Here is a 25,309-nt window from a genome sequence, read left to right as displayed (position 1 = left end):
AACGCATCCTACAAATACATATTCAGACACATAAGACATGCTGCACAGGAGCGGTTTTTAGAAAAAATTTCTAAAAGCCATGAGGAGGGGACTTGGGCAGACACCAGCAGCCATCTGTGGAAACATCTCCACTTGTATCTGACGAAATTCGTCAGACCACCTGCTACATGTGCGCCTGCAGATGCGGCATCAACGTCCACATGAAAGACGGCAAGGTTGCCTATATCGAGGGCAACCGGGACCACCCGGTCAACAAGGGCGTCCTGTGCGCCAAGGGTTCGTCCGGCATCATGCAGGTGAATGCGCCATCGCGTCTGCGCGCACCCCTCAAGCGCAAGGGGCCAAGGGGGTCGGGTGAATTTGAGGAAATCAGCTGGGATGAGGCCCTCGAAATAGCCACAGGCTGGCTGGCGCCCATCCGCAAGTCCGCACCTGAAAAACTTGCCTTTTTCACCGGTCGTGACCAGTCCCAGAGCTTTACAAGTTTTTGGGCGCAAAATTTCGGCACACCCAATTATGCGGCACATGGCGGATTCTGCTCGGTGAACATGGCCGCAGGCGGCATCTACACGATGGGTGGGGCTTTTTGGGAATTCGGCCAACCCGACTGGGACAGGACAAAACTGTTTCTGTTGTTCGGTGTTGCGGAAGACCACGATTCCAATCCCATCAAGATGGGTCTTGGCAAGCTCAAGGCACATGGCGGCAAGGTCATCGGCATCAACCCGGTTCGGTCCGGCTACAACGCCATCGCCGACGAATGGGTCGGGATAACTCCGGGCACCGATGGTCTGTTCATTCTGGCGCTGGTTCACACGCTTGTTCAAAGTGGCAAGATTGATCTGACGTACTTGTCCCGATTCACGAATGCGCCGTGCCTGGTGAACAACGATCCGGCCTCGCCCGAATTCGGATTGCTGTTGCGGGATGACAGCGGAAAAACGCTTGTTATTGACCGCAACAGCGGTCAGCCGACGGCATTCGACCAAAAAGGCGTCAAACCGGATCTTGCGGCACAGTATGAAAAGGACGGTCTGACCCACAGGACAGTGTTCCAACTTCTTGCCGAAAAATATCTGGACGATGCCTACAGCCCCGAGGCTGTTGCCGAAAAATGCGGCGTGTCGGCAGAGCGCATCCGTGCGATTGCAGCCGAACTGGCCCGCGTTGCCTTTGAAGAGGCATTTGAACTGGACCAGCCTTGGACTGACTTTCGTGGAGACCGTCATGAAAAGATGCCCGGCCGTCCGGTCAGTTTTCATGCCATGCGCGGGATTTCCGCCCATTCAAATGGTTTCCAGACTTGCCGGTCGCTGCACCTTCTGCAGATCCTGCTTGGAACTGTTGAGGTGCCCGGAGGTTTCCGGTTCAAGCCGCCTTACCCGAAACCGGTCACGGCACATCCAACGCCTCACTGTCATTCCGAGCCGGATTGTCCGCTGGATGGACCGCATCTGGGCTTCGTGCGGGGCCCGGACGACCTGGCGCTGAAGAAAGACGGCACACCGGCGCGCATCGACAAGGCTTTTACCTGGGAAAACCCGATGTCGGCCCATGGGCTGATGCACATGGTTATTTCCAATGCGCATGCAGGCGATCCTTATCGGATCGATACCCTGTTTCTCTATATGGCGAACATGTCCTGGAACTCCTCTATGAACACCAAAGGTGTCATGGAGATGCTGACCGACAAAGACGAAGACGGAAACTACGTTATTCCGCGGATTATCTATTCCGATGCCTATTCATCGGAGATGGTTGCCTATGCGGATCTCATTCTTCCGGACACCACCTATCTGGAACGTCACGACTGCATCAGCCTGCTGGATCGGCCGATCTGCGAAGCCGACGCGGCTGCTGACGCGATCCGCTGGCCGGTTATTGAGCCGGACAGGGATGTCAGAGGCTTCCAGTCTGTGCTGGTCGACCTGGGCGTCCGGCTGAATCTTCCCGGTTTTATCGAGGAAGACGGCAGTGCCAAATACCGTGACTATGCCGATTACATGGTCAACCACCAGCGCCGGCCGGGAATTGGCCCCTTGGCGGGTTTCCGGGGTGACGGAACTGAAAAAGGCAGAGGCGAGGTCAATCCGGAGCAACTTGACCGATACATCGAGAATGGCGGGTTTTTCGTCGAGCATGTTCCCGACGAAGCAGCCTTCTATAAGCCCTGGAACTCGGCGTATCAGGATTGGGCCGTCGAGCTCGGTTTTTACGACAAGCCGCAGCCTTATCTGTTCGAGCTCTATTCCGAGCCCATGCGCCGCTTTCAGCTGGCGGCCGAGGGTCATGGCGACCGGCAACCGCCGGATCATCTGCGTGACCGCATCAAGGAAACCTTCGAGCCATTGCCCGTCTGGTATCCGCCGCTGGAAGATGCCCATGTGAGTGAAGCCGATTACCCGGTCCATGCGCTCACACAACGGCCCATGGCCATGTATCATTCCTGGGGCAGTCAGAATGCCTGGCTAAGGCAGATCCATGGTCACAATCCTCTCTATGTGCCGACGAAAATCTGGGAAGAGCACGGCTTTCAGGACGGCGACTGGGCGCGGGTCACCTCGCTCCACGGCGAGATAGTCGTTCCAGTCGCTTTGATGGCGGCTCTGAACGAAAATACCGTCTGGACATGGAACGCCATCGGCAAGCGTAAAGGTGCATGGGCGCTGGATGGCGACGCGCCCGAGTCCACCAAGGGTTTCCTGCTGAATCATCTCATCAATGAACTGCTTCCGCCAAAGGGAGATGGATTGAGATGGTCCAATTCGGACCCAGTCACGGGACAGGCGGCCTGGTTCGACCTGCGTGTCCGCATTGAAAAAACTGGCCCGCCGGATGAATGCAGTCCTGCATTTCCCGAGCTTCGTTCTCCGGTTGGAAAAGGCCCGAAAACCGTTCGCCAGAAGGTGCGGCCATGACCTCGTTACCAGATCAAACGGAAAAGAAACTCGGCCTGGTCATCGATCTCGACACATGCGTTGGCTGCCATGCATGTGTGACGGCATGCAAGGGCTGGAATACAGAAAACTATGGTGTCGCGCTGAGCGACAATGACGCTTATGGCAGCGATCCTGTTGGAACCTTTTTGAACCGGGTGCACGCCTTTGAAGTTCAGCCGTCAAACGGCGCTGCACAGACCATTCATTTTCCCAAGTCCTGCCTGCATTGCGACGATGCGCCTTGCGTTACGGTCTGTCCGACGGGCGCCAGCTATAAGCGGGTGGAAGACGGGATCGTCCTTGTTGATGAAGATGCCTGCATTGGCTGCGGATTGTGCGCTTGGGCTTGTCCCTATGGCGCACGAGAGTTGGATCAGTCCGCCGGTGTGATGAAAAAATGCACCTTGTGTGTCGACCGGATCTACAATGAAAACCTTCCCGAGGAAGATCGGGTGCCCGCTTGTGTCAGAACCTGTCCGGCCGGGGCGCGCCATTTCGGTGACTTCAGCGATCCTGAGAGCAATGTGTCCCGTCTGACCGCCGAACGCGGGGGAATGGACCTGATGCCGGAACAGGGTACGAGGCCCGTGAACAAGTACTTGCCGCCTCGGGTGAAAGACCGCCTCACCGCCGACAAGTCTGCTCCGCAATTGAAGCCTGTGGCCGATTCGCCCAAAGGGTTTTTGGCCTGGCTCGACAAGACCCTGGAGGCGCTCTGATGCATCCGGCACCCTCAGTTATCGTGTTCACCGTTTTGTCTGGCCTTGGATTCGGATTTCTTGCCTGGCTCGGGATCGGTCAACCCGCCGTTACGGGATGGACCGCGTTCTTCTGTTTTGCCATTGCGTATGCGCTTGCCGTTGGTGGACTGGTTGCGTCGACCTTTCACCTCGGCAATCCGCAGCGAGCACTGAAAGCGTTTTCGCAGTGGCGTAGCAGTTGGCTGTCGCGTGAAGCCTGGCTTTCTGTTTCGGCTCTTCTGGTGATGGGTCTTTATGCGTTTGCTGCCGTCTTTTTCGACCGATTGCTTGTGCCCTTAGGGGTTCTTGGTGCTGTTTTGAGCGTGGCAACCATCTATGCCACCAGCATGATCTACGCCCAGCTGGCTACCGTGCCACGCTGGAACCACTGGCTGACGCCACTTCACATGGTTACGCTGGCGCTGGCAGGAGGGGCCGTTCTGGCGGCCCAATCGATGGCAGCTCTGGTGTTGCTCGTCGTCGCGGGTGGTGTGCAGCTGCTCTACTGGGTGCTTGGTGATCGTCGTTTTGCAGAACGTGGACACACGACCGAAACGGCAACGGGTCTTGGCGACCGCGGCAAGGTGCGGCTTTTCGAACCGCCTCATACCGGCACCAACTACCTCCTGAAGGAAATGGTATATGTCGTCGGTCGCAAGCACGCTCAGAAGCTTCGCGCAATTGCCTTTCTTCTGAATTGTCTTTTACCGATTGTGATCATTGCCCTTTTGCCTGCCGGTGTTTTCAGCGCCGGTCTGGCTGTTCTTGCCTATCTGGCCGGAACGTTTGCATCCCGTTGGCTGTTCTTTGCCGAGGCCGAACACGTGGTCGGCCTTTACTACAGCCAGCGTTAGGGCGCCTTTTCGATTTTACTTGCCTCTCGCCCCGTCCTAAAACCCTATGCCTCGGTTCGGGAAAGGCGTGAAGATGAAAAAGGCAGTCGTCCTCGGCGCTTACGGCTTTATCGGTGCAGCCTGTGTCAGGGCTCTGCAAGCAGACGGTTATGCGGTGTGTGGTGTCGGGCGTTCTTTGGAAAGCGCCAAAAAGGTCTTTCCCGACCTCGTCTGGATGATCCGCGATATTGCCGATACGACTGAGACCGATTGGAAAGACTTGCTGAGTGATGCCGATGTCGTCGTGAACGCCTCCGGAGCACTACAGGATGGAACGCGTGACAATCTCGTTGCGATCCATGTGAGCGCAGTGGAGCGGATCGTTGCAGCACTTAAGGGAACGTCTGCGACGTTTGTCCAGATCTCCGCCGCAGGTGTTTCTGAAGACGCGCCGACGGCATTTTTCCGAAGCAAAGCTCGCGGTGATGCGGTTGTCATGGCCTCTGCAACAAACTGGATCATTTTGCGTCCCGTTCTGGTGCTCGGTTCTGAAGCCTATGGCGGGTCCGCATTGCTGCGCGCATCAGCAGCAATACCTTGCATTGGTGGCCGGATCTTTGCCGATGCACCTATCCAGACCATTCATGTCGACGATTTGGCAGCCGCGGTTGCTCAAGCTGCTGGTGGTAAACTGGGAACGCATTTTGTTGCGGATCTGGGCGAAGCAGAAACCCGCACATTTGCGGAACTGACACGCAGGATCAGGTCCTGGCTTGGCTACCCAAAGTGGTCAGCTGAAATCGAAATCCCTGAATGGCTGCTCAGGCTGGTTGGAACAGGTGCCGACTTGCTTGGCTGGCTGGGCTGGCGTTCGCCGCTCAGAACCAATGCCCTCCGTTCCCTGAAATCAGGCATCACCGGAGATCCTTCGCATTGGCAGGAACGAGGTGGATTGGCAGTTACAAGCCTTGAAGAGACCCTTGCAGCAATACCCGCAACAGCGCAGGAAAGAACCTATTCGCGGATGTATCTTCTGCTGCCTCTGGCGATTGGCTGTTTGTCTGTTTTCTGGTTGTTGTCCGGACTGATCGGGATCTTGTCTTTCGAAGATGCGAAGTCCGTCCTGACAGAGCGAAATGTGTCATCCGGCATCGCCGCATTTGCTGTGATCGGCGGTGTCGTTGCGGATCTGGTGCTGGGCGCGGCTGTTCTTGTCAGGCGTTGGACCCGAAAGGTATGTGCCGGCATGATACTGGTGTCAGGTGCTTATCTTTTATTCGGGTCATGGCTTGCCGCCGATTTATGGGCAGATCCGCTTGGCCCCTTTGTCAAAGTACTCCCGGCGATTGTGCTGGCATTGTTCGTTGCACTCCTTCTGGAGGACCGCTGATGTGGTACGAACTGCTTCGATATGCGCATGTGATCGGAGCCTGCGTGCTGCTCGGCACCGGTGCCGGCATCGCTTTTTTCATGGTTATTTCCAACCGGTCCCGGGACCCTCGACTGATTGCCCACGTTTCCGGCATCGTTGTGCTGGCAGATACGGTTTTTACGGCGACAGCAGCCGTAGCTCAGCCGGTGACCGGATATTTGCTCACGCGCGAGGTTGGCTGGTCCCTGCTTGAAGGCTGGGTGTTGGTTTCTCTCTGTCTTTATGTTTTTGTCGGCCTGTTCTGGTTGCCGGTGGTCTTGATCCAGATCAGAATGCACAGACTTGCAGTCGCCGCTGCTGAAGCCGGCACGAAATTGCCTGAGAGGTATCACCGGCTCTACCGGATCTGGTTTGCGTTTGGATTTCCGGCCTTCTTTGCCGTGTTGGCAATCGTCTGGCTCATGCTCACCAGACCGGATCTTTCCCTGTAACACAGGCCGAACACTATTTTTCTGTGTCGTCAGGGCTTTTCCGCATCATCAGCCAGACGATGAAGCCTATGAAGGCGAATGTTCCGAGATTCAGAACGGTATCGAGCGGATCACCTGTCAGCATTTCGCAATCCTTGTTTCAATCCCTAAGGACACTTGGTTCCCTCGAAGGACGTTTTTTCGGTTTTGGTTGGTGACCCGCGTAGTGTGAAGGCACGTTCTGCCACTCTCCGTAGAAGAGACCGTCTTCTTCGATTGACCCGGCAATGAAGTACATTTCACCCTTCGCAATTTCAAAATCCCGAGAACAAGAGTGCAAAACCTTGGCAACTCTGACCATCTGTCCAGGAGTTGAGCCTGACATAGGTTTTACCACTTTAACCGTTGTTTCGCGCTGGTCACGGAGAACGAATGGCTCCACAATCTCAACAAGAGCAATAAGCGCTTCGTCTTTCGCAAAAACGGGTAAGAAATCGAGAAAAGTATGTGTTTCGTGGCTTGGGTTTCTGCAAGCTGTTGCGTCTGAGGTGATACCTAAGCTGAGAGCCACAAAAAAAATAAGGGTTAGAAACTTGCTGCTCATGACCGCGCTTTCCGACTGTCCTGCAACAGCGCCCGGATCAGGCAAGCAAGCAGAATGACGGTGATGAAGACAAAAGGCAGCGCACCAAGTGCAATCAGGGTTCTGACTGCCGCCATTGAGCCTGAAAGGATCATGGCTGCTCCGAGAACACCCAGAAGCACGCCCCAGATAACTCGAACTTTGGGGCTGGGGTTCGGGTTTCCGCCGGTTGAGAATGTGCCCAGTACGAAAGCCGCGCTGACCACACTCGTTACAATGAAGAGGAACGCTGCCAGGACTGTCGCAAGTGTTGTCAGCGTGGAAAAAGGCAAGCGGTCAAGCAGAGCGAAAGTCATCCGCTCCACATTGGTCTGAGTGAGCGCCAGCAAGTCGCCTTGCCCATTGAGCGCATCGTAAATTCCGATACCTCCAAAGGCACCGAACCATATGGTGGAAAAGAGTGTTGGACCGATCAATACTCCGAGCACGAATTCCCTTATGGTGCGGCCTTTGGAAATTCGGGCGACAAAGACGCCGACGAACGGGCCCCATGCAATCCACCAGACCATGTAGGTGAGGGTCCAGTCCCGGAACCATTTGCTGGCTTCATCTCCGTAGAACGTGAAGGTTTCGAGGCCGCGAGGTATAACGACAGCGACATAGCTGCCGATCCCACTGACGATCGAATTTAGCAGGAAGTCCGAGGGGCCCAGAACGATCGTGTAGACCACGAGTCCGATAGCAAGTGCCATGGCAATATTGGAGAGTTTCGCCATGCCGGCTCCAAGATCAACGAGCAAAGGCGGGATGTAAGCCGCGATCATCAGAACAAACACCACGCCGATCACCAGCGGCGTTGCGGTCTCTTTTCCCATGAGTACGGTTGCGCCGTCGGCGACCTGAAAAACTCCCATAGCGACGGATCCCGCAACGCCGATGGCAATCGCGGCAATTGCCATGAAGTCGGAAAACCAGCCAAGTGCACTCGCCCAGAATTCGCCCGGAAACAGGTTCTTCAGCGGTGCACTCACCATCATCGGCGTCCCGCGCCGGTAGCTGAAATAGGCAATGGACAGAGCCGTTGTGCCATAAATGGCCCAGGCGTGAATGCCCCAGTTGAAATTGGCGGCAAGGAGTGCCTGCTCGGCGGCAATCGGCTGGGGCAGGACGTCTTTCACGAAATAAAAGTGGGTCAGAGGCTCAGCCACAGCCCAGAACAGGAGCCCGACACCCATGCCGGCCGCAAACAGCATGGCAATCCAGGTCGTTGTTGAGTATTCCGGCCGGTCGGTATCTGCGCCTAATCGGATGTCGCCGAATTTTGTCAGCGTAAGCGCCAGGCAGAACAGAAGCATGACCGTCACAGACAGCATTACAAACCAACCGCGGCTGATGAAATACTGATTGACGATACCCTCGGCGAAAACCAGCAGGCTGTCGGGCGAGATGACGCCCCATATGCCAACGAATGCACAAAGGCTGATGGAAGCTGCCAGTAATATGCGGGAGTTTTTCATGCCGTTTCCTCGCCTTGCGCTTCCCTGCAAGCTAAACGGCTAACACCCGGAACGCAAAAGCGAATTGACAAAAACAAAGCGCAGGCAAGGGAGGAGCCTGCCTGCGCTTCGATTGACCACCAGGGACGATGCCCTATTCGGCGGCTTCTGTGACCGCCATCGGATTGTTCGGATGTGTGGTCCAGTTGGCGTAGTCCTTTTCGACCGTTTTTTTCGTGCGCGGGTCGATGCTGCCCGGCGTCATCGCTTCCATGGTGATGCAGTCTTCCACCGGACACACATTGACGCACAAATTACATCCGACACATTCCTCGTCGATCACCTCAAACCTGCGCTCGCCATTGACCATGTTTGTGATCGCCTGGTGGGACGTGTCTTCGCAGGCAATATGACAACGGCCACATTGGATGCACAGGTCCTGATCGATCTTGGCTTTGGCGATGTAGTTGAGGTTGAGGTATTGCCAGTCGGAAACATTCGGCACTGCGTTGCCGACAAACTGGTCGACGGACGTATATCCTTTTTGGTCCATCCAGTCGCTCAGGCCGTCAATCATGTCTTCCACAACCTTGAAGCCGTAGGTCATTGCTGCTGTGCAGACCTGGACCGATCCGGCTCCAAGCGCCATGAACTCAGCCGCGTCACGCCAGGTGGTGACACCACCAATTCCGGAAATCGGCAGGCCGTGGGTGGACGGATCACGTGCGATTTCGGCAACCATGTTCAGAGCAATGGGTTTGACCGCCGGGCCGCAATAACCTCCATGTGCGCCTTTACCGTCGACAGTGGGCGCCGGCGACATCACATCAAGGTCGACACCCATGATCGAATTGATGGTGTTGATTAGCGAGACAGCATCTGCGCCCCCCGCTTTGGCGGCCTGTGCAGGTTTGCGGACATCGGTGATGTTGGGTGTCAGTTTGACGATGCAGGGCATTCTGGAGTGTTGCTTCACCCACCGGGTCACCATCTCGATATATTCCGGAACCTGGCCAACCGCCGAACCCATGCCACGTTCGCTCATGCCATGTGGGCAGCCAAAGTTCAGCTCGACACCATCGGCGCCGGTGTCCTCGACCTGCTTCAGGATGTTGATCCAGTTTTGCTCTTCGCAAGGAACCATCAATGACACGACAAGAGCCCTGTCGGGCCAATCGCGCTTCACCTGCTTGATTTCCCGAAGATTGACCTCTAGCGGACGATCGGTGATCAGCTCGATATTGTTCAATCCGATGAGCTGTCTGTCCTTGCCGTGAATAGCACCGTAGCGCGGTCCGTTGACATTGACGACGGCAGGGTCCTCTCCGAGTGTTTTCCAGACAACACCACCCCAACCGGCCTTGAAGGCTCTGACAACGTTGTATTCCTTGTCGGTTGGCGGGGCAGATGCCAGCCAGAAGGGGTTCGGCGATTTGATACCGATAAAGTCTGTGCGCAAGTCGGCCATGATGGCTCTCCCTCAAATATCCCAGTGCCGGCGCCGTTCAGGCGCTCAGGGCAGCGTTGATGCTTTCAGCAGCGATTTTGCCGTCTTCAACAGCCGTGACCGTCAGGTCTTCGCCTCCAAAGATGCAGTCACCCCCTGCCCACACATCGGCCAGACTCGTCTGTCGGTCGTCACCCACAACGATCCGGCCCTTCTCAAGGGTTAATGACCCGCCCAGGTCCGTTTGAACCAATGTTTGCCCCACGGCCTTGAACACCATGTCGGCGGGCAACGTGATTGTTTCGCCGGTTCCACTGAAAGAACCGTCCTGGTCCTGGGTCCGCTCCAGCTCGATTCCCGCGATCGCGCCATTGGCGCCGACAAGGGCCTTCGGCTGAGCCCAGGTCATGATTTTGACGCCAGTGGTTTGCGCCAGATGCTGTTCATATTCAGAGGCGTTCATCCGGTCCTGGCCGCGGCGATAGGCGATGGTAACGTCTTCAGCGCCAAGCAGCTTGGTCTGTACCGCGATATCGACGGCTGTCATTCCTCCACCGATGACGACAACGCGACGTCCCACCGGAAGTTTGGAGAGATCCTTGGCCTGACGAAGGTCTGCAATGTAGCTGACCGCGTCCATTGAACCCGATTTGTCTTCACCCTCAACACCAAGCGAATTGACGCCGCCAAGGCCAATGCCCAGGAACACGGCGTCATAGGAGGCACGCAATTCTGAAAGCTCCAGGTTTTCGCCAAGGCGCATCCCGGTCTTTAGCTCGATGCCGCCGATCGATAGAATGAACTCGACCTCACGGGCGGCGAAATTGTCTACAGACTTATAAGACGCGATTCCGAATTCGTTTAGGCCGCCAGCTTTTTCCCGCGCATCGAAAAGGCTCACATCGTGACCGTGAACGGCAAGTCTGTGGGCACATGAAAGTCCGGCCGGGCCGGCGCCTATAACGGCAACTTTCTTTCCGGTAGCAGCGCCACGCGTAAATGGTGTCGTGTCGTTTTCAGCCATGTAGTGGTCAGTCGCGTAGCGTTGAAGCTGGCCGATCTTGACTGGTTTGCCTTCCGCGACTTCGCGCACACAAACCTGCTCGCACAAGGTCTCTGTCGGGCAAACGCGTGCGCACATGCCACCAAGGATGTTCTGGTCGAAAATGGTCTTCGCCGAACCTGTCGGGTTTCCGGTTGAGATCTGACGAATGAATTGCGGAATGTCGATGCTAGTCGGACAGGCCTGCATGCAGGGTGCATCGTAGCAGAAGTAGCAGCGATCGGCCTCGACCTGGGCTTCATGCGATTCCAGCAGCGGATGCAGGTCGCTGAAGTTTTCTGCGTAAACGTCCTCAGGCAAGCGCCCGGCGACAATGTCCGGGCCGGCTTTAGTCTGGGTCATAGAGATCTCCGGAAGGTTGGCGATCAAATTTCAAGGGGGCCTTCTTCGTTGTTTGAGAAGGCTTAGATCTCCATTGGAAAAAAATTTGAACAATTAGTCAAATATTTTTAGAACGATTAAAAACTTGAAGGTTAAATTCAGCAATAAAATTGCCGAAATTACAGCACCTTAGACCAAAAACACGGCATGATTAAAAATGCGCCATGGCGCATGGGGGCGCCAAAGCGCTCGAGTTTGACTATGGTTTTTGGAAAAACCGTGCGCAAACCTGACCGGAACAACGACTTTGCGGATAGCGAAAAACTGAACTTTTCAACTCAAAACCCGGCAGCGAACTGCAGCAGTTCCAATCGGGCAAGTCGGATTTTGATATCGCCTCAGTTCAACTTCTGGGAAGCACCAAAAGGGCCTTGCCATTCGACACTCTTAAGCTGCTTGTTCAGCATCGTGGCCAGACTGGTGACACCCAGCACGACCAGCGTTATGGGCCAGAATACAGAAGTTACCAGGACACCAAGAAGGCGACCGGGAGTGCTTAGCCTGTTGCCCAAGAGCTCGGCTGAAGACACAATCAGAAACAGCAACGTGACGGTACCATATAAAACGGTTCCGGCGAAAAACCCGACCATCATTTGCAAGTCCCACCTTTAGCTATCCAATACCGCGTCCCATGCCCTGTCGCGATATCCTACCCATCTTCATCACACGCGCAATATTTGGTGTAAATGTGGCAATCTCGCCTAAAGGTTGGATAAGTCAAATCAACCGAGATCGCTCTGGATCGCGGGGATAACTGCCGGAAAGCGGGCCAGACGCCAAATCAAAGCCGGGAACAGGAAGGTCCAAAAAGTCGTTGTTACGGCTATTCCGGATACCAGAACTTTGCCTTCTCGGATCCGCGCTCGATAATGACGTGTCCGTTGGCGAAAACCCGGTAACCATGGCTCCAATCACCATCCGGCCATTTGATCCGGACATTGGCACGCTCTGCAACACCAAGACCAAAATGTACAAAGCCCATCTGGCCAGATGCATGACCTGCTCCGACCTGTATGTCCTTGACCACAGTCCGGTTGCCGGTCTTGACACTGATCTTGGCACCAACGGCTCGTGTGTTCGGCTGCCCGGGCTGTCGTATGTCAACGGCGAGCCAGTTTCCAAGCGGTTTGGTGGTTTCAACTGAGCCTTGCCCAAGATTGCGGAACAAGCTAACGGGTGCAGCACGGTTCACAACAATCAGGTCGAGCAATCCATCTGAGTTGAAATCTGCCAGACCTGCCCCACGTCCTCTCCTGTCCAGGCCGATGCCGGCCTGGTCGCCGACCTCGGCAAATTTGCCGTTCCATTGGCCAATCAGCAGGTTGTCCGGGTCATAGGCTGCGAAGTCAGGCATGGCTTCGACGTTGCCCTTGGCAATGAAAAGGTCCCAGAGACCGTCATTGTTGACGTCCTGAAATTCCGAATGCCAACCGGTGGATGGTTTCAGGTCATCACCGGCATAAGGCCTGTGGGCAGTCACGCCCAGGTCGAAGGCGATATCCTGGTAAACGGGAACTGTCTCGTCATCTTCGCCGTCGAGTTTCTGCAGCTTGGTGTCACCCATGCTTGTCAGGGCATATTCCGGGAACCCGTCTACATCCAGGTCGATGGAAGCAATGCCCATGCCCCAGATTTTCAGGTGCTGCCAACCGTCTGCCCGCCGGAAAGGCCGCGCAGGACGCCCGGAAGGTACCGACCAGAGCTGCTCCTCACCGCCTCTGTAGTAGTGCCGGTCGTTCGATATTCTTAATGCGGGTTCGCCGGACCGGTTCCAGTCAGTGAAGAGAATTGAAAGCGTGCAGAACCCCGGCGAAAGGCGATTTGCCTCTGGGTATCGCACACTGCCATCAGTTGCGCTTTGCGGACGAAAGAGGAAGTTGTCATGGCATGTTCCCCAGGGCGAACCTGGAGCGGACCGGTCCACATAGTTGCCGAACGCGAGCGTGGGGAAGTCCTGCTCCGCATCGTATGTCGCAGAAAAGGCAGTTGTCCATTCCTGCCCTCCGTCAAATCCAAGAGCCCTGTTTGCAACTTCGAACCGGCAGTCGCCCTTGCCTTCCAGAAGCAGGTTTTCACCAAGCCGAAGCAGAACAAGGTCCAGAGTGTCATCATTGTTGAAGTCGAGCGGATAAGCACCAAGGACCTTGCCCGCCTGCTTGGCGGTCAATCCGCTTTCAACCGGAATGAATTTCAAGGCGCCGCCGGTCTGACTTTCATTTCGAAACAGAGCAGCAGGGTTTTTCCCGCCGGCGATAAAAATATCAGCTCGTCGGTCGCCGTTGCAGTCGAATATGGCCGTGCCACCACCGACAAAAAATTCCCATGCGCCGTCATATGTGTGGTTGACCCCGGCTGATTGAGCCTCTTCTGAAAAGACTGGAACAGGCGCAAGAGAGGTAAGGCGCTCGTCCGCAGCAGCTGCGGTAAATGATCCGGAAACCGCGTTTGCCAGAGCGCAAAATGCAAGAGAAAGGCTCAATCGGGTCATTCGGCAATCTCCAGACTGCGCAGGAATGCGATAACGGCCTGCCGGTTGTCCTCGGAAAGGGCCTCATAGTTCTTCCGGCTTTCCGTGGCCTCGCCGCCATGGGCAAGGATGACTTCGTTCAGCGTCGTCAGGTCACCACGGTGTCCATATGGCGCGGTACTGCCGATGCCCCAAAGTTCCGCGGTGATGAAGACATCCCGGGCAACGAAGCGCTGTGCAAGAAGCTCGTTGCCAAAAGTATCATTGGCTGCGTCCGCGATCTTGTGTCGTTTCAAATCGCCGTAAAGAGGCACCAGAACACGACCGTTTTCGTCCCGTGGCAGCGCCTGGACCCAGCTCAGCGTAGCCAGATCAAGGGCAAGAGGGGCCGTCATGTCGCTTTGTCTCAAAGTGCCTGCGGTATCGATTGGCCCCGGATCATGAAACACAAGACTGTCGAGCGGTAACGCAGGGATATGACAGGAAACGCAACCGATATCCGCAAAGACCTTTTCACCGTTGTCGGCTGCCTCTTGCCACGCATCCGGCAGGTTTTCCTTGCGGGTCGGCGCTGGAAGAGTTGCCTGGAAGGCGACCAGCGCCGATATCTGACCGGGCGACATTTCATCTGCAAAGCCGTCCAGATCATGATCGTCCGTTCCTGTCCAGGTACTGCCGAAGCGCTCGCTTGGCTGTATTCCGTGGTGGGCGTTCATGGCATTCACCGTGAATTGCCGGAGCGACGAAAAAACCCCCTTCTGGCTGAAGGGCCGAAGCGTCAGGTCGTCGTCGATGCCCTCAAGACCAGAGACATCCAATGTACCGTCAGGAAATGCGGTCAATGTACCAAAAGTGACACCTTTGGAGACAAGGTCGATCTCCTGGGCTTGCCGGCTCTTACGGGCATTCGCCAGAACAGATTTCCTTTGAGCCCGCAACTCTGCGGTCATTTCCCGTGCGAGCAGTTCAATCAGTCCTACACCCTGCAATGCATTGGTGTTGCGTTCGTTGGAAAACTGCGGGTCGATCGTGTCGAAGTCAGCGCTTTCGAACCCCTCGGACACAAAGACATTTGCGGTAAATGACCCGGCACCGCCTGTCACAGGCTCATTGTGGCAGGACGCGCAGGCATTGGCGTCTGGGCCCGCCAGTCGTTGAAATGTCAAATGTGAGCGTCTGCGCACCTTGGTTGGGACAATCGCACCAGTGGCATCCGGGCGTCCCGCTCCGTCGAGGGTAGTGAATTTGGCTGAGAACAGGTCTTCACCCAGGGGAAGTAGTATCTCAAGCGGGTCCTGACCTGATGCGGCCAGTGCATCGATATCGACATCCTCCTGAATTGCCCTTTCGCTCCAGGGCGGCACATCCGGATCCGCTACTGCAGGGCTGGCCATCATGGCCGTCAGGACGGTTGCCGGTAATGTCAGCTTCTTGGTGAATGTCATGCGGACACCTTCTTCCCGGAGCCTGCCGTTCGCTCTCCTGGCAGCGAATCTGTTCCAAGAAAGTCCTTGTCGAGCCGCTCCATGGACTGGGCGATTAGACCACTGCGGATAAAATCTTCATTCCAAGGCATCACATCGAGCGAAAAATTGTTCCTCAGATCGGCCACAAGGGCTTCCTCGAGCCCCTCCCACATGCCCTTGTCCATGAAGGAAAAGGCACGCATCGCCGCGCCGGTCAGAACCACCCGTTTCGGATCGATCATGGCGATCACCCGGGCAAGGCCGTAACCCAGAACGCGGCCGGCTTCATGAAATGCGGTGCGGGCGTCGTTGTCTCCGGAACTCGCAAGCTCTATCAGCCTTGCAAGCCCGCTGACACCCGCATCGATGGTGATCGGGTCGGTGGTTTCCGACATGTGTGACGCTGCCCGAACCAGAGCGTAGTCTGAAAGGTAGGCCTCAAGGCATCCCCTTTTGCCACACCGGCAAAGGGCACCGCCGGGAATGTGGTTGGCGTGGCCGAACTCGGCCGCTGTGCCGCTTGCACCGGCGAACAGTTGATTGTTGAGGTAGAGCCCCATGCCGACACCGTAGTCCAGCATGATCACGGCGAATGTGCCGCTGTAGCGGTTGGGATCGGACCAGTGCAGCGCTTCGGTGATCATGTTGGTGTCATTGGAGATGTAGCAATCGGCACCAAAGGCCTCGCGCAGGGGCTCAACCACCGGGATCTTTCTACCCGCAAATGCGGGGCTCCACGCCACAACTCCGCTTTCCGTTTCCACAACCCCTTGCGCGGCAACTCCGATTTCCCGGACTCGCGACGGGCCGACACCGGCTTCCTGCAGAAAATCTCTGATGGCATCCAGCAGCGTCGTGGGGAAACTCTGCGCGTCTGCCGCCGCACTATCGAAATAGGCGCGTTTGTCTTGGGTGACTTCTCCGGCGAAGTTGACCAGAGACATGTCGATATGGTTCACCGACAGGCGTACGCCTATGGTGTAAACCGCGTCGGGATTGAGTTTCAGCAAGGTGCGTGGACGTCCACGCGCCTGATGTGTTTTGGGCTCCTCACTTTCCAGACTGAGGATTAATCCCTGGTCCAGCAAGTCGGAGGTAATGGCCGTGACAGTCGCCGGACTGAGGCGTGTCATCTGGCCGAGATCGATCCGTGCCATGGGACCGTTTCGGCGCAGGGCCTGAAGTACGATACTGCGATTTTGCCGCCGGATCTGATCCCGGTCCGCCTTGCGTGTCATGCTCGCTCAGCTCTTCCCAAGGTGTTTCCTCTGCCCGGGTTTCTCCCGGTTTTTCTGCCCCCGTGCGTCATTTTTTGATCTCTCGGAGCAGAGTTTTGCAAAACCATGTTGACAGGAGCGGCGCTTTACTGCAACTTTTTTTCGGGCACCAAAAAAAATAACAACAAGGTTGTCCTAAATGAAAGCGCCGCAATCGGCGTTAGCGACATTGACGCATTTTAGGCATGGCCGACCGACGTGGGCCGCGCCAACTGGAGGAAACATCGCGATGCGTAAAATCACCACTTTGCTGGCGGGCGCTCTGCTGTCCGCGACTGCTCTGACCGCTGCCAATGCAGACGACGTTGTTGTCGGCGTAAGCTGGTCCAACTTCCAGGAAGAGCGCTGGAAAACAGACGAAGCAGCCATCAAGGGCGCTTTGGATGCAGCTGGCGCCAAATACATCTCCGCCGATGCGCAGAGCTCTTCCGCAAAGCAGCTGTCTGACGTTGAAGCACTGATCGCTCAGGGCGCAACCGCACTGATCATCCTGGCTCAGGACGCACAGGCAATCGGCCCGGCTGTTCAGGCTGCAGCTGACGAAGGCATCCCGGTCGTGGGCTATGATCGCCTGATCGACGATCCGCGCGCATTCTACCTGACCTTCGACAACGTTGAAGTCGGCCGCATGCAGGCTGCTGAAGTTCTTGCCGCTGCGCCCAAGGGCAACTACGTCATGATCAAGGGCTCTCCGACCGACCCGAATGCGGACTTCCTCCGCGGTGGTCAGCAGGAAGTTCTGCAGGCAGCAATCGATGCTGGCGACGTGAAGATCGTTGGCGAAGCCTACACCGACGGCTGGCTTCCGGCGAACGCACAGCGCAACATGGAACAGATCCTGACGGCAAACGACAACAAGGTTGACGCTGTAGTGGCTTCCAATGACGGCACCGCAGGTGGTGTTGTTGCAGCTCTAACCGCTCAGGGCATGGATGGCATCCCGGTCTCCGGCCAGGACGGTGACCATGCTGCTCTGAACCGTGTTGCCAAGGGCACCCAAACGGTTTCGGTGTGGAAAGATGCTCGCGAACTCGGCAAAGCTGCCGGTGAAATCGCAGTATCGCTCGCAAGCGGCACCGAAATGAGTGGTGTTGATGGCGCAGCTGCATGGTCGTCTCCGTCCGGTTCGGAGCTGACAGCCAAATTCCTGGCTCCGCTGCCGATCACCAAGGACAATCTGAGCGCTGTTGTTGATGCAGGCTGGATCACCAAGGACGACCTTTGCCAGGGCGTTTCCGGCGGCCCGGCTCCTTGTAACTAATAACAGTACGCCAAACGCGCGGCCCCGGTTAAACGAACCGGGGCCTCTTCACAGGGATCGCTTGAAAAAGAGCATTCCCCGGGATGGGCCACCCGATGCGAAAGCGTAATGGTCTCCAAGCAGGAGTAACCTCTATGTCCGACACTGCACTGTCGGGGCCCAAAGGTCCGACAGCACGAAACATCTTTGCCGCGTTGCAGCTCGATACTCGGCTGCTTGGCATGATCGGCGCGTTCATTGTCCTTTGTCTTGCGTTCAACGTTTTCACGGACGGCCGGTTTCTTACACCGCGTAACATCTTCAACCTGACGATTCAGACCGTGTCCGTGGCCATCATGGCGACCGGCATGGTGTTCGTCATCGTCACCCGGCATATTGATTTGTCGGTTGGCTCTCTACTTGCAACCGTCGCGGCAGTCATGGCGGTCGTGCAAACAGATATCCTGCCGTCAATGCTCGGGCTGGGTCATCAGGGTATTTGGATCATTGCCATTGTGATCGGCGTCATTGTCGGCGCTGTGATCGGGGCATTCCAGGGATGGATGATCGGGTATCTCGGCATTCCGGCGTTTATTGTCACTCTCGGGGGGCTGCTGGTCTGGCGTAACGTTGCCTGGTTCATCACCTCAGGACAGACGATCGGCCCGCTCGATGAAACTTTCACGATGATCGGTGGTATCGGAGGCACGATGGGCGAGACCGCGTCGTGGGTCTGTGGTCTGGTGGCCGTCGTGGCAGCAGTCTGGCTGCAGGTCGCTTCCCGTCGACGTAGGTCGGCCCACGGATTTCCGGTGAAACCTGCCTGGGCCGAATTCACGATGGGGGCCATAACGACGATTGCGATCCTTGGGTTTGTCTGGGTTCTGAATTCCTACGACATTCCAAAGGCACGTCTGAAGCGAATATTCGAAGCCAGTGGCGAGACCCTTCCTGAGGGGCTTACCATGGGTTACGGCATTCCTTATTCGGTTTTGCTCCTGATCATGGTTGCTGTGGTCATGACCATAATCGCGCGTCGGACCCGCCTTGGACGGTACATCTTTGCAACGGGTGGCAATCCGGACGCGGCAGAGCTCTCAGGCATCAACACACGTTTCCTGACGGTCAAGGTCTTTGCCCTGATGGGAGCACTTGCCGCCTTGGCAGGCGCGGTTGCGGCAGCGCGGCTCGGCTTTTCGACCAACGACATCGGCACACTTGATGAACTCCGTGTCATCGCGGCAGCCGTTATCGGGGGAACCGCACTTGCAGGTGGCGTCGGGACGATTTATGGCGCGATCCTGGGGGCGTTGATCATGCAGTCACTGCAATCGGGCATGGCCATGGTCGGAGTCGATGCGCCGTTACAGAACATTGTTGTCGGAACCGTCCTGGTTCTCGCGGTCCTGGTTGACATCATCTATCGCAAGCGCACGGGGGACTGATCAATGGACGCACCTCTCGTAGAACTCAAAGACATGTGCATCTCCTTTGGCGGTGTGCGCGCGGTGGACCATGTGTCTGTCGATCTTTACCCGGGTGAAGTCGTCGGTCTTCTGGGCCACAACGGCGCGGGCAAGTCCACACTGATCAAGATGCTGTCGGGTGCCTACAAGTCCGACAGCGGCGAGATCCGCATCAACGGCAAGGAAGTTCATATTCATTCGCCGCGGGACGCGCGCGCGCAAAATATCGAGACCATCTACCAGACCCTGGCTTTGGCGGACAATCTCGATGCGGCGTCAAACATGTTCCTCGGCCGTGAACTGACATCGCCGCTCGGCTTTGTCGATGACGATGCGATGGAAGCCGAGACCCGCAAGATCATGGGCCGTCTCAATCCGAACTTCAAAAAGTTCCACGCACCGGTGAAGGCACTTTCAGGTGGACAGCGCCAGTCGGTTGCAATTGCCCGTGCGGTCTATTTCAACGCCAAGATCCTGATCATGGACGAGCCGACGGCAGCGCTCGGTGTTCATGAGACGCAAATGGTGGCGGAGTTGATCGAGGAACTGAAGAAGCAAGGCCTCGGAATCTTCCTGATCAGCCACGACATTCATGATGTGTTTCAGCTATGCGACCGGATCGCCGTAATGAAAAACGGCCAACTGGTTGGCACCGCAAAAACGACGGATGTCACCGACGACGACGTGCTTGGCATGATCATTCTCGGCAAATGCCCCGCTGGTGCGACACCGGGCCCTGGTGCCCTTGTCGATGAGGCAGCGGTCGGATAAACCAACAGGACCCGCGAACTCGGTGTCGCGGGTCCATGTTCTTCGCGCATGCGCCGGTTGCTCTGATCGGGCAGGCGCGAGACACGTCGTGCCGATACCCGGCCAGGGGACTCGGCCTTCTTTTTGATGCAGTTTGAGGAACGCACCTCATGTATATCGGTCTCGATATCGGCACAAGTTCGGTCAAAGCCATACTCCTTGATGAGGACCAGTCACTGGTTGCCTCGGCAACATCGGACCTGACTGTCGAGCGCCCGCATCCAGGCTGGTCTGAGCAGGACCCGGACAGTTGGTGGACAGCGTGTGAAAACGTTCTTGATGCCTTGAAGGCTCAGGCTCCAGCCGCTTTGGCCGCGGTGAAGGGCATCGGACTTTCCGGGCATATGCACGGGGCAACTTTGCTGGATGACGCTGGCCAGCCGCTAAGACCCTGCATCCTTTGGAACGATGGCCGCTCGAGCAAGCAATGTGCAGAGCTGCAGGAAGCTGAACCGAAGTTTTTGTCCCTTGGCGGCAACCTGGTCATGCCGGGCTTTACCGCACCAAAACTTCAATGGGTCCGTGAAAACGAACCTGACATTTTTGCACGCACTGCCAAAGTGCTGCTGCCGAAAGACTATGTCCGGTTCAGGTTGACCGGTGAATATGCCGGGGACATGTCGGACAGCGCAGGAACTCTTTGGCTGGATGTTGCAAAACGGGATTGGAGCGACGACCTGCTTGCAGCAACAAGCCTGACGCGCGCTCACATGCCACGGCTTGTAGAAGGATCGTCATCTTCCGGTACACTGAAGCCGGATCTTTGCGCACGCTGGGGCATTGAAAAAGCCCCTGTCGTTGCAGGCGGTGGTGGCGACAATGCAGCGTCTGCATGCGGGGTAGGTGCGGTCGAGCAGGGATCAGCCTTCGTATCGCTGGGAACATCCGGCGTGCTCTTTGTTACGAACGACCGTTTTTCACCAAACGTTGCAGGTGCGGTTCACGCGTTTTGTCATGCCGTGCCGGACACATGGCACCAGATGGGGGTTATCCTGTCTGCAACCGACAGCCTGAACTGGCTGGCAGGCGTCTTGAAAAAGACACCTGCGGCACTGACCGCTGAACTGCCGGAAGTGTCGGCACCTTCGGCAGTTTCATTCCTGCCCTATCTCGGCGGTGAGCGGACACCACACAATGACGTCGACATCCGCGCCGGCTTTTTCGGGATCTCGCATGACACTGGCGATGCCGCACTGACACATGCTGTTCTCGATGGTGTTGCCTTCGCTTTGAACGATTGCCTTGAGGCCTTGAGTGTCGCAGGCACGCGTGTCGACCGACTGCTGGCGGTGGGCGGTGGGTCGCGCTCCAATGCCTGGCTTGAAATCATCGCCAGCCTGTTGAACGTGACCGTGGACGTTCCGGTTGACGGAGACTTCGGCGGATCGCTCGGGGCAGCGCGCCTCGGTCAGGCAGCTGCACTCGGGACGACGGAGGGCATTTTCTCAAAGCCTTCCATCAGGGCCAGTATAGAGCCTCGTCCCGCACTGACAGAATCATACGCTGAGGCCTATGGGCAGTGGCGCAAGCTTTATCCGGCTCTGAAGCAGTCCGGGTTCTGAAATTCCAAGGAGATTTGATCATGAGCACTGGGTTCTTTGGCGATTTGCAGCCGATACAATATGCCGGTCCGTCGAGCCGCGATCCGCTGACATACCGCCATTACAACAAGGACGAAATCGTTCTGGGCAAGCGCATGGAAGACCATTTGCGCCTGGCGGTTTGCTATTGGCACAATTTCTGTTGGCCTGGTTCCGATCCATTCGGTGGCGAAACCTTCATGAGATCCTGGATGGCTTCGGGTGGCGACCCGATGGATCAGGCCCGGTTGAAGGCCGATGTTGCTTTTGAGATGTTCCAGATCCTGGGCATGCCGTTCTTCACATTCCATGACCGTGATATTGCCCCTGAAGGCAAGACGCTTGCTGAGAGCAACGCCAACGTAAACGCGATTGCAGACATCTTTGAAAAGAAAATGGCCGATACTGGTATCAGCCTGTTGTGGGGAACGGCGAACATGTTCTCCAATCGCAGGTTCATGAGCGGAGCCGCCACGAACCCGGATCCGGATGTTTTCGCCTACTCTGCGGCACAGGTGAAGAATGCCCTGGACGTGACCCAGCGCCTGAACGGTTCAAACTATGTCCTATGGGGCGGGCGTGAGGGCTACGAAACTTTGCTCAACACCAACATCAAGCAGGAACTCGATCAGCTCGGCCGGTTCCTCAACATGGTGGTTGAGTACAAACACAAGATCGGCTTCAAGGGCGCCATCCTGATTGAACCAAAACCTCAGGAGCCGTCCAAACATCAGTACGACTACGATGTCGCCACCGTCTATGGTTTCCTGAAGGCCTATGGGCTGGAAAACGAAGTCAAGATGAACATCGAGCAGGGCCATGCGATCCTGGCCGGTCATTCCTTTGAACACGAACTGCATATGGCGCGGTCTCTCGGCATTTTCGGCTCTGTGGATATGAACCGGAATGACTATCAGTGTGGCTGGGATACCGATCATTTCGGCATGAACGTCCCTGAACTCGCACTGGCATATTATGAAATTCTGATGGCCGGTGGGTTCACCAGCGGGGGTACGAATTTCGATGCCAAGTTGCGTCGTCAGTCGCTGGATCCGGTCGATCTGATCCAGGCGCATGTCGGCTCCGCCGACGCAATTGCGCGGGGCTTGAAGGCGGCGGCTGAAATGATTGAGGACGGCCGGATGAAAGGCTTTGTCGACGACCGCTATGCCGGTTGGCAAAAGCCGGAAAACGCCGACATACTCAAAGGCGGTTCGTCTCTTGAAGCTCTGGCTGAAAGGGTACACGCCAGCGATCTGGAGCCTCAGCCGAAATCCGGCAAGCAGGAATATCTTGAAAGCCTCGCCAATCTGTTCGTTTAGGAGAACGGCACATTTCTGCGCTGGTCAGTCGGCCCGGCCAGCGCAGTCTTCAACAGGCGACCGCTGACGGCGGCAACGTTCCGAGCAATATCGAACGCTTTCCCATGTCTTCGCCCATTTTCTGCGCCACGAAAACGGGCGACCGCAGGCAGTGCATAGCTTCTCGGGCAGGTCGCCTTTCTTGCGCATCTTCATGTATCCTCTCCAAAGAGGTCCGATTGTCTCGGATCCTTTCGGCGGGCGTTGAGGCGGCTTGCACTCTGTCCGCGCATCGGAATTCCGCTTCTTCGGCTGCCATGTTTCGATTGGATATCGGCCGCCTTTCCCCGAAAAGCCTGGCCCTTGCGAACAGCCCAGACCTTTTCCCGTGCTTCCTTTGCTGCGCTTAAGTGATCGACCACAGGAAACGGATAAGTTTTGCCGAGTACCTGCGATGCGTTGTCCGCTTTCCAGGGCTCATGAACAAAGTTTGGATCAATCGAGGCCAGTTCCGGCACCCAGCGTCGGACAAAGTCGCCATCAGGATCCTGATCCTGTCCCTGTTTCACCGGGTTGTAGATCCTGATCGTGTTGATCCCGGTCGTCCCGGATTGCATCTGCACCTGCGGCCAGTGGATGCCCGGCTCGTAGTCTGTAAACAGTCTGGCGAGGTGGAGCCCCGGGGCTCTCCAGTCGAGCCAAAGATGATAACTGGCAACTGCCATCAGCATGGCTCGCATGCGGAAATTCATCCAGCCGGTATGCCGTAGCGCACGCATGCATGCGTCGACAAATGGAAGACCGGTTTCACCATTTTGCCAGGCCCTCAGACGTGTTTCGTCCGGTTCCCTTGACCTCAGTCCATCATAGGCGCGATGCAGGTTGTCGAATTCCAGACGCGGCTCGTCTTCCAGTTTCTGCATGAAGTGGCAATGCCAGTGGAGTCGTCCGGAAAAGGAGCGCATGGCTCCCTGCCACTTGCTTTTGCCAGGTTCGTTTGAGTGTTTCAGGTCGCGCTGTCGCTCCCATGTCGCCTGTGCGACTTCACGCATGGACAGGGTGCCGAACGCAAGGTGCGGAGAGATGCGGGAGCAAGCATCAAAGGCTTTGACCGGTGTCGCCATTGCAGCGCGATAGGGTTTTCCGCGCTTGAAAAAGAAGCTCTCCAGTGTGTCCAAGGAGGCCTTTCTGCCGCCAATTTGCCGTCCTTTGCACGGGTCTGGCGCAAGACCAATCTCGCTTGCCGCAGGCACATGTCCGGGGTCAATGGCGGACAAGGGTTTGAGGCATGGCGTTTCAATAGGCTCAATGGCCATGAACGTGTCCCAGCGGTTCGCCCACCCGTCTCTGGACTTAAGGCGGCGAATGACACCGGTTTGTCGACATTCGGTCCAAACGATCCCGTTCCTGCGACACCAGTCAGCGACCTGTTTGTCTCTCTGATAGGTCCAGTCGTTTCCCGTTTCCTCGTGAGACCACAGGCCCGCGATTGATGCCTGTTGCGAAAGTCGTGTCAAAACATCAGTCACAGCGCCGATGCGAACGATCAATGGCTGGCCCTGCAATGCAAGATCTTCCCTAAGGCCCTCAAGGCATTCCTGCAGAAATGCATATTGCCGTGCTGAAAAGTCCGACTGGTTCCAAAGCGCGGGCTCAACGACATAAAGCGGCAGGACGTGGCCTCTCAGCGCGGCACGTTTTAGAGGTTCATGATCCTGTATTCGCAGGTCCCTTTTGAACCAGACCACTTGAACTGAAGATGACACTGTTGCGCAGACCCGACGATTGACCTTGTTGTCTTTACGTTGCGCACTGCTTTCGGATTTGCAGAGCTCGACCCTACATCCGGTCGAGCACTTGAGTGCCGTCGGGGTCCGACAGGGAATGCAGGCGATTGGCAGCATAACGGGCAAATCTGTGAGTGACCGATTTGCGCGTTGCGGCGGCGAGTTTGTGCTCAGGCGCATCGCGCAAAATTTCAGCGCCATAGCCGTCGGAAACAATCAGCCCCGCTTCGTCCGGAAAAATGTCCAGCGGGACGTCAGGGTGAGTTGCAAAGAAGAGCCGGTCGCAATGTTCCCGATAGTCGGGCCATTTGCTGTCAGCGCGGAAATCGGCGATCGAAGACTTGACTTCGACAATCCATATTTCGTGTTTTGGTCCGAGCGCAATCAGATCAGCGCGGCGGGATGAGGCAAGCGTGACTTCCGCAAGCGAAGCGAAGTTGAGCTGCCGGAGCAAACGGGCTGTCCCGCGCCAAACCTTGAGCGCGGTGTCGGACTGACGCCCGTCCTTCAAGGGATCGTCGAGTTGCAGCCGGCCGGGGGATTGCCCAATATCGTTATTCATTCCAATTTTGTTCCACGTTTGTTCGATTT

21 protein-coding genes are annotated in these 25,309 nt (G+C 56.5%); 10 read left to right on the top strand and 11 right to left on the bottom strand.

Features of this window, described 5'->3' with window-relative positions:
* The first annotated feature begins 116 nt into the window (after positions 1-116).
* The 5 genes from Q0835_RS17865 (at position 117) to Q0835_RS17845 (ending at position 6,375) form a co-directional block, all read left to right on the top strand.
* Positions 117-2,918: a molybdopterin oxidoreductase family protein gene (locus Q0835_RS17865; protein WP_298963522.1), complete on the top strand. Its 2,802-nt coding sequence runs from the start codon at positions 117-119 to the stop codon at positions 2,916-2,918.
* Entirely contained in the window at positions 2,915-3,658 is a 744-nt protein-coding gene (locus Q0835_RS17860; RefSeq protein WP_298821669.1) for a 4Fe-4S dicluster domain-containing protein, read from the top strand. Before Q0835_RS17865 ends, Q0835_RS17860 begins: the two co-directional genes overlap by 4 nt.
* Positions 3,658-4,533, top strand: a complete 876-nt coding sequence (locus Q0835_RS17855; protein WP_298821667.1) for a DmsC/YnfH family molybdoenzyme membrane anchor subunit — start codon at positions 3,658-3,660, stop codon at positions 4,531-4,533. The genes Q0835_RS17860 and Q0835_RS17855 overlap by 1 nt, the downstream gene beginning before the upstream one ends.
* A 73-nt stretch (positions 4,534-4,606) precedes the next feature.
* The gene (locus Q0835_RS17850) at positions 4,607-5,902 is read left to right on the top strand and encodes an SDR family oxidoreductase (protein ID WP_298963521.1); all 1,296 of its coding nucleotides are present in this window, start codon (positions 4,607-4,609) and stop codon (positions 5,900-5,902) included.
* Complete coding sequence (locus tag Q0835_RS17845) at positions 5,902-6,375, top strand: DUF2269 domain-containing protein (RefSeq protein ID WP_298963519.1); 474 nt, start codon at positions 5,902-5,904, stop codon at positions 6,373-6,375. The genes Q0835_RS17850 and Q0835_RS17845 overlap by 1 nt, the downstream gene beginning before the upstream one ends.
* 139 nt (positions 6,376-6,514) lie before the next feature.
* Here the strand turns inward: Q0835_RS17845 and Q0835_RS17840 are convergent, their stop codons facing one another.
* The 8 genes from Q0835_RS17840 to Q0835_RS17805 form a co-directional block, all read right to left on the bottom strand.
* A complete protein-coding gene (locus Q0835_RS17840; RefSeq protein ID WP_298963517.1) occupies positions 6,515-6,958 on the bottom strand; it encodes a hypothetical protein in 444 nt (147 codons plus the stop codon).
* Positions 6,955-8,454 (bottom strand): BCCT family transporter, encoded by a 1,500-nt coding sequence (locus tag Q0835_RS17835; protein WP_298963515.1) that lies wholly within the window; start codon positions 8,452-8,454, stop codon positions 6,955-6,957. Before Q0835_RS17835 ends, Q0835_RS17840 begins: the two co-directional genes overlap by 4 nt.
* Positions 8,455-8,587: 133 nt before the next feature.
* On the bottom strand, positions 8,588-9,901 hold the full coding sequence (gene preA / locus Q0835_RS17830) for an NAD-dependent dihydropyrimidine dehydrogenase subunit PreA (protein WP_298821657.1): 1,314 nt from the start codon (positions 9,899-9,901) through the stop codon (positions 8,588-8,590).
* 37 nt (positions 9,902-9,938) lie between these two features.
* Positions 9,939-11,285, bottom strand: a complete 1,347-nt coding sequence (locus Q0835_RS17825) for an NAD(P)-dependent oxidoreductase (RefSeq protein WP_298963513.1) — start codon at positions 11,283-11,285, stop codon at positions 9,939-9,941.
* A gap of 377 nt (positions 11,286-11,662) precedes the next feature.
* On the bottom strand, positions 11,663-11,917 hold the full coding sequence (locus tag Q0835_RS17820) for a hypothetical protein (protein ID WP_298963511.1): 255 nt from the start codon (positions 11,915-11,917) through the stop codon (positions 11,663-11,665).
* Between the two features lie 230 nt (positions 11,918-12,147).
* Positions 12,148-13,812: a CRTAC1 family protein gene (locus tag Q0835_RS17815; RefSeq protein WP_298963509.1), complete on the bottom strand. Its 1,665-nt coding sequence runs from the start codon at positions 13,810-13,812 to the stop codon at positions 12,148-12,150.
* Positions 13,809-15,236 (bottom strand): di-heme oxidoredictase family protein, encoded by a 1,428-nt coding sequence (locus Q0835_RS17810; protein ID WP_298963507.1) that lies wholly within the window; start codon positions 15,234-15,236, stop codon positions 13,809-13,811. The genes Q0835_RS17815 and Q0835_RS17810 overlap by 4 nt, the downstream gene beginning before the upstream one ends.
* Complete coding sequence (locus tag Q0835_RS17805; protein WP_298821645.1) at positions 15,233-16,495, bottom strand: ROK family transcriptional regulator; 1,263 nt, start codon at positions 16,493-16,495, stop codon at positions 15,233-15,235. Before Q0835_RS17805 ends, Q0835_RS17810 begins: the two co-directional genes overlap by 4 nt.
* Before the next feature lie 268 nt (positions 16,496-16,763).
* Here Q0835_RS17805 and xylF point away from each other — a divergent pair, with 268 nt between their 5' ends.
* The 5 genes from xylF (at position 16,764) to xylA (ending at position 22,952) form a co-directional block, all read left to right on the top strand.
* Positions 16,764-17,795, top strand: a complete 1,032-nt coding sequence (xylF, locus tag Q0835_RS17800; RefSeq protein ID WP_298821642.1) for a D-xylose ABC transporter substrate-binding protein — start codon at positions 16,764-16,766, stop codon at positions 17,793-17,795.
* Between the two features lie 134 nt (positions 17,796-17,929).
* Complete coding sequence (locus Q0835_RS17795) at positions 17,930-19,219, top strand: sugar ABC transporter permease (protein WP_298963506.1); 1,290 nt, start codon at positions 17,930-17,932, stop codon at positions 19,217-19,219.
* A 3-nt stretch (positions 19,220-19,222) separates the two neighbouring features.
* Positions 19,223-20,011, top strand: a complete 789-nt coding sequence (locus Q0835_RS17790) for an ATP-binding cassette domain-containing protein (RefSeq protein WP_298821637.1) — start codon at positions 19,223-19,225, stop codon at positions 20,009-20,011.
* Positions 20,012-20,160: 149 nt separating this feature from the next.
* Positions 20,161-21,612 (top strand): xylulokinase, encoded by a 1,452-nt coding sequence (gene xylB / locus Q0835_RS17785; protein WP_298963497.1) that lies wholly within the window; start codon positions 20,161-20,163, stop codon positions 21,610-21,612.
* 20 nt (positions 21,613-21,632) lie between these two features.
* Complete coding sequence (xylA, locus tag Q0835_RS17780) at positions 21,633-22,952, top strand: xylose isomerase (protein ID WP_298963494.1); 1,320 nt, start codon at positions 21,633-21,635, stop codon at positions 22,950-22,952.
* Between the two features lie 24 nt (positions 22,953-22,976).
* Here xylA and Q0835_RS17775 read toward each other — a convergent pair whose 3' ends face one another.
* The 3 genes from Q0835_RS17775 to Q0835_RS17765 all read right to left on the bottom strand — a co-directional run bounded on the left by Q0835_RS17775 (position 22,977) and on the right by Q0835_RS17765 (position 25,280).
* Positions 22,977-23,141, bottom strand: coding sequence for a DUF2256 domain-containing protein (locus Q0835_RS17775; RefSeq protein ID WP_298963541.1), 165 nt, complete (start codon positions 23,139-23,141; stop codon positions 22,977-22,979).
* Positions 23,142-23,143: 2 nt separating this feature from the next.
* Positions 23,144-24,697 carry an FAD-binding domain-containing protein gene (locus Q0835_RS17770; protein WP_298963492.1) on the bottom strand — a complete coding sequence of 518 codons (1,554 nt, stop codon included), beginning with the start codon at positions 24,695-24,697 and terminating at the stop codon, positions 23,144-23,146.
* Between the two features lie 73 nt (positions 24,698-24,770).
* Positions 24,771-25,280 (bottom strand): MmcB family DNA repair protein, encoded by a 510-nt coding sequence (locus Q0835_RS17765; protein WP_298821628.1) that lies wholly within the window; start codon positions 25,278-25,280, stop codon positions 24,771-24,773.
* Positions 25,281-25,309 lie beyond the last annotated feature (29 nt).

Source organism: uncultured Roseibium sp. (assembly GCF_947499295.1).
Classification (GTDB): Bacteria; Pseudomonadota; Alphaproteobacteria; order Rhizobiales; family Stappiaceae; genus Roseibium.
Note: the sequence above shows the minus strand (reverse complement) of the source record. Positions and strands in the feature narration are given on the sequence as shown.

Bases quoted from the DNA above. Each gene is read 5' to 3' on its own strand.
- Q0835_RS17860 (WP_298821669.1), top strand. From the start codon at position 2,915: ATGACCTCGTTACCAGATCAAACGGAAAAGAAACTCGGCCTGGTCATC.
- Q0835_RS17855 (WP_298821667.1), top strand. From the start codon at position 3,658: ATGCATCCGGCACCCTCAGTTATCGTGTTCACCGTTTTGTCTGGCCTT.
- Q0835_RS17850 (WP_298963521.1), top strand. From the start codon at position 4,607: ATGAAAAAGGCAGTCGTCCTCGGCGCTTACGGCTTTATCGGTGCAGCC.
- Q0835_RS17845 (WP_298963519.1), top strand. From the start codon at position 5,902: ATGTGGTACGAACTGCTTCGATATGCGCATGTGATCGGAGCCTGCGTG.
- Q0835_RS17840 (WP_298963517.1), bottom strand. From the start codon at position 6,958: ATGAGCAGCAAGTTTCTAACCCTTATTTTTTTTGTGGCTCTCAGCTTA.
- Q0835_RS17835 (WP_298963515.1), bottom strand. From the start codon at position 8,454: ATGAAAAACTCCCGCATATTACTGGCAGCTTCCATCAGCCTTTGTGCA.
- preA (WP_298821657.1), bottom strand. From the start codon at position 9,901: ATGGCCGACTTGCGCACAGACTTTATCGGTATCAAATCGCCGAACCCC.
- Q0835_RS17825 (WP_298963513.1), bottom strand. From the start codon at position 11,285: ATGACCCAGACTAAAGCCGGCCCGGACATTGTCGCCGGGCGCTTGCCT.
- Q0835_RS17820 (WP_298963511.1), bottom strand. From the start codon at position 11,917: ATGATGGTCGGGTTTTTCGCCGGAACCGTTTTATATGGTACCGTCACG.
- Q0835_RS17815 (WP_298963509.1), bottom strand. From the start codon at position 13,812: ATGACCCGATTGAGCCTTTCTCTTGCATTTTGCGCTCTGGCAAACGCG.
- Q0835_RS17810 (WP_298963507.1), bottom strand. From the start codon at position 15,236: ATGACATTCACCAAGAAGCTGACATTACCGGCAACCGTCCTGACGGCC.
- Q0835_RS17805 (WP_298821645.1), bottom strand. From the start codon at position 16,495: ATGACACGCAAGGCGGACCGGGATCAGATCCGGCGGCAAAATCGCAGT.
- xylF (WP_298821642.1), top strand. From the start codon at position 16,764: ATGCGTAAAATCACCACTTTGCTGGCGGGCGCTCTGCTGTCCGCGACT.
- Q0835_RS17795 (WP_298963506.1), top strand. From the start codon at position 17,930: ATGTCCGACACTGCACTGTCGGGGCCCAAAGGTCCGACAGCACGAAAC.
- Q0835_RS17790 (WP_298821637.1), top strand. From the start codon at position 19,223: ATGGACGCACCTCTCGTAGAACTCAAAGACATGTGCATCTCCTTTGGC.
- xylB (WP_298963497.1), top strand. From the start codon at position 20,161: ATGTATATCGGTCTCGATATCGGCACAAGTTCGGTCAAAGCCATACTC.
- xylA (WP_298963494.1), top strand. From the start codon at position 21,633: ATGAGCACTGGGTTCTTTGGCGATTTGCAGCCGATACAATATGCCGGT.
- Q0835_RS17775 (WP_298963541.1), bottom strand. From the start codon at position 23,141: ATGCGCAAGAAAGGCGACCTGCCCGAGAAGCTATGCACTGCCTGCGGT.
- Q0835_RS17765 (WP_298821628.1), bottom strand. From the start codon at position 25,280: ATGAATAACGATATTGGGCAATCCCCCGGCCGGCTGCAACTCGACGAT.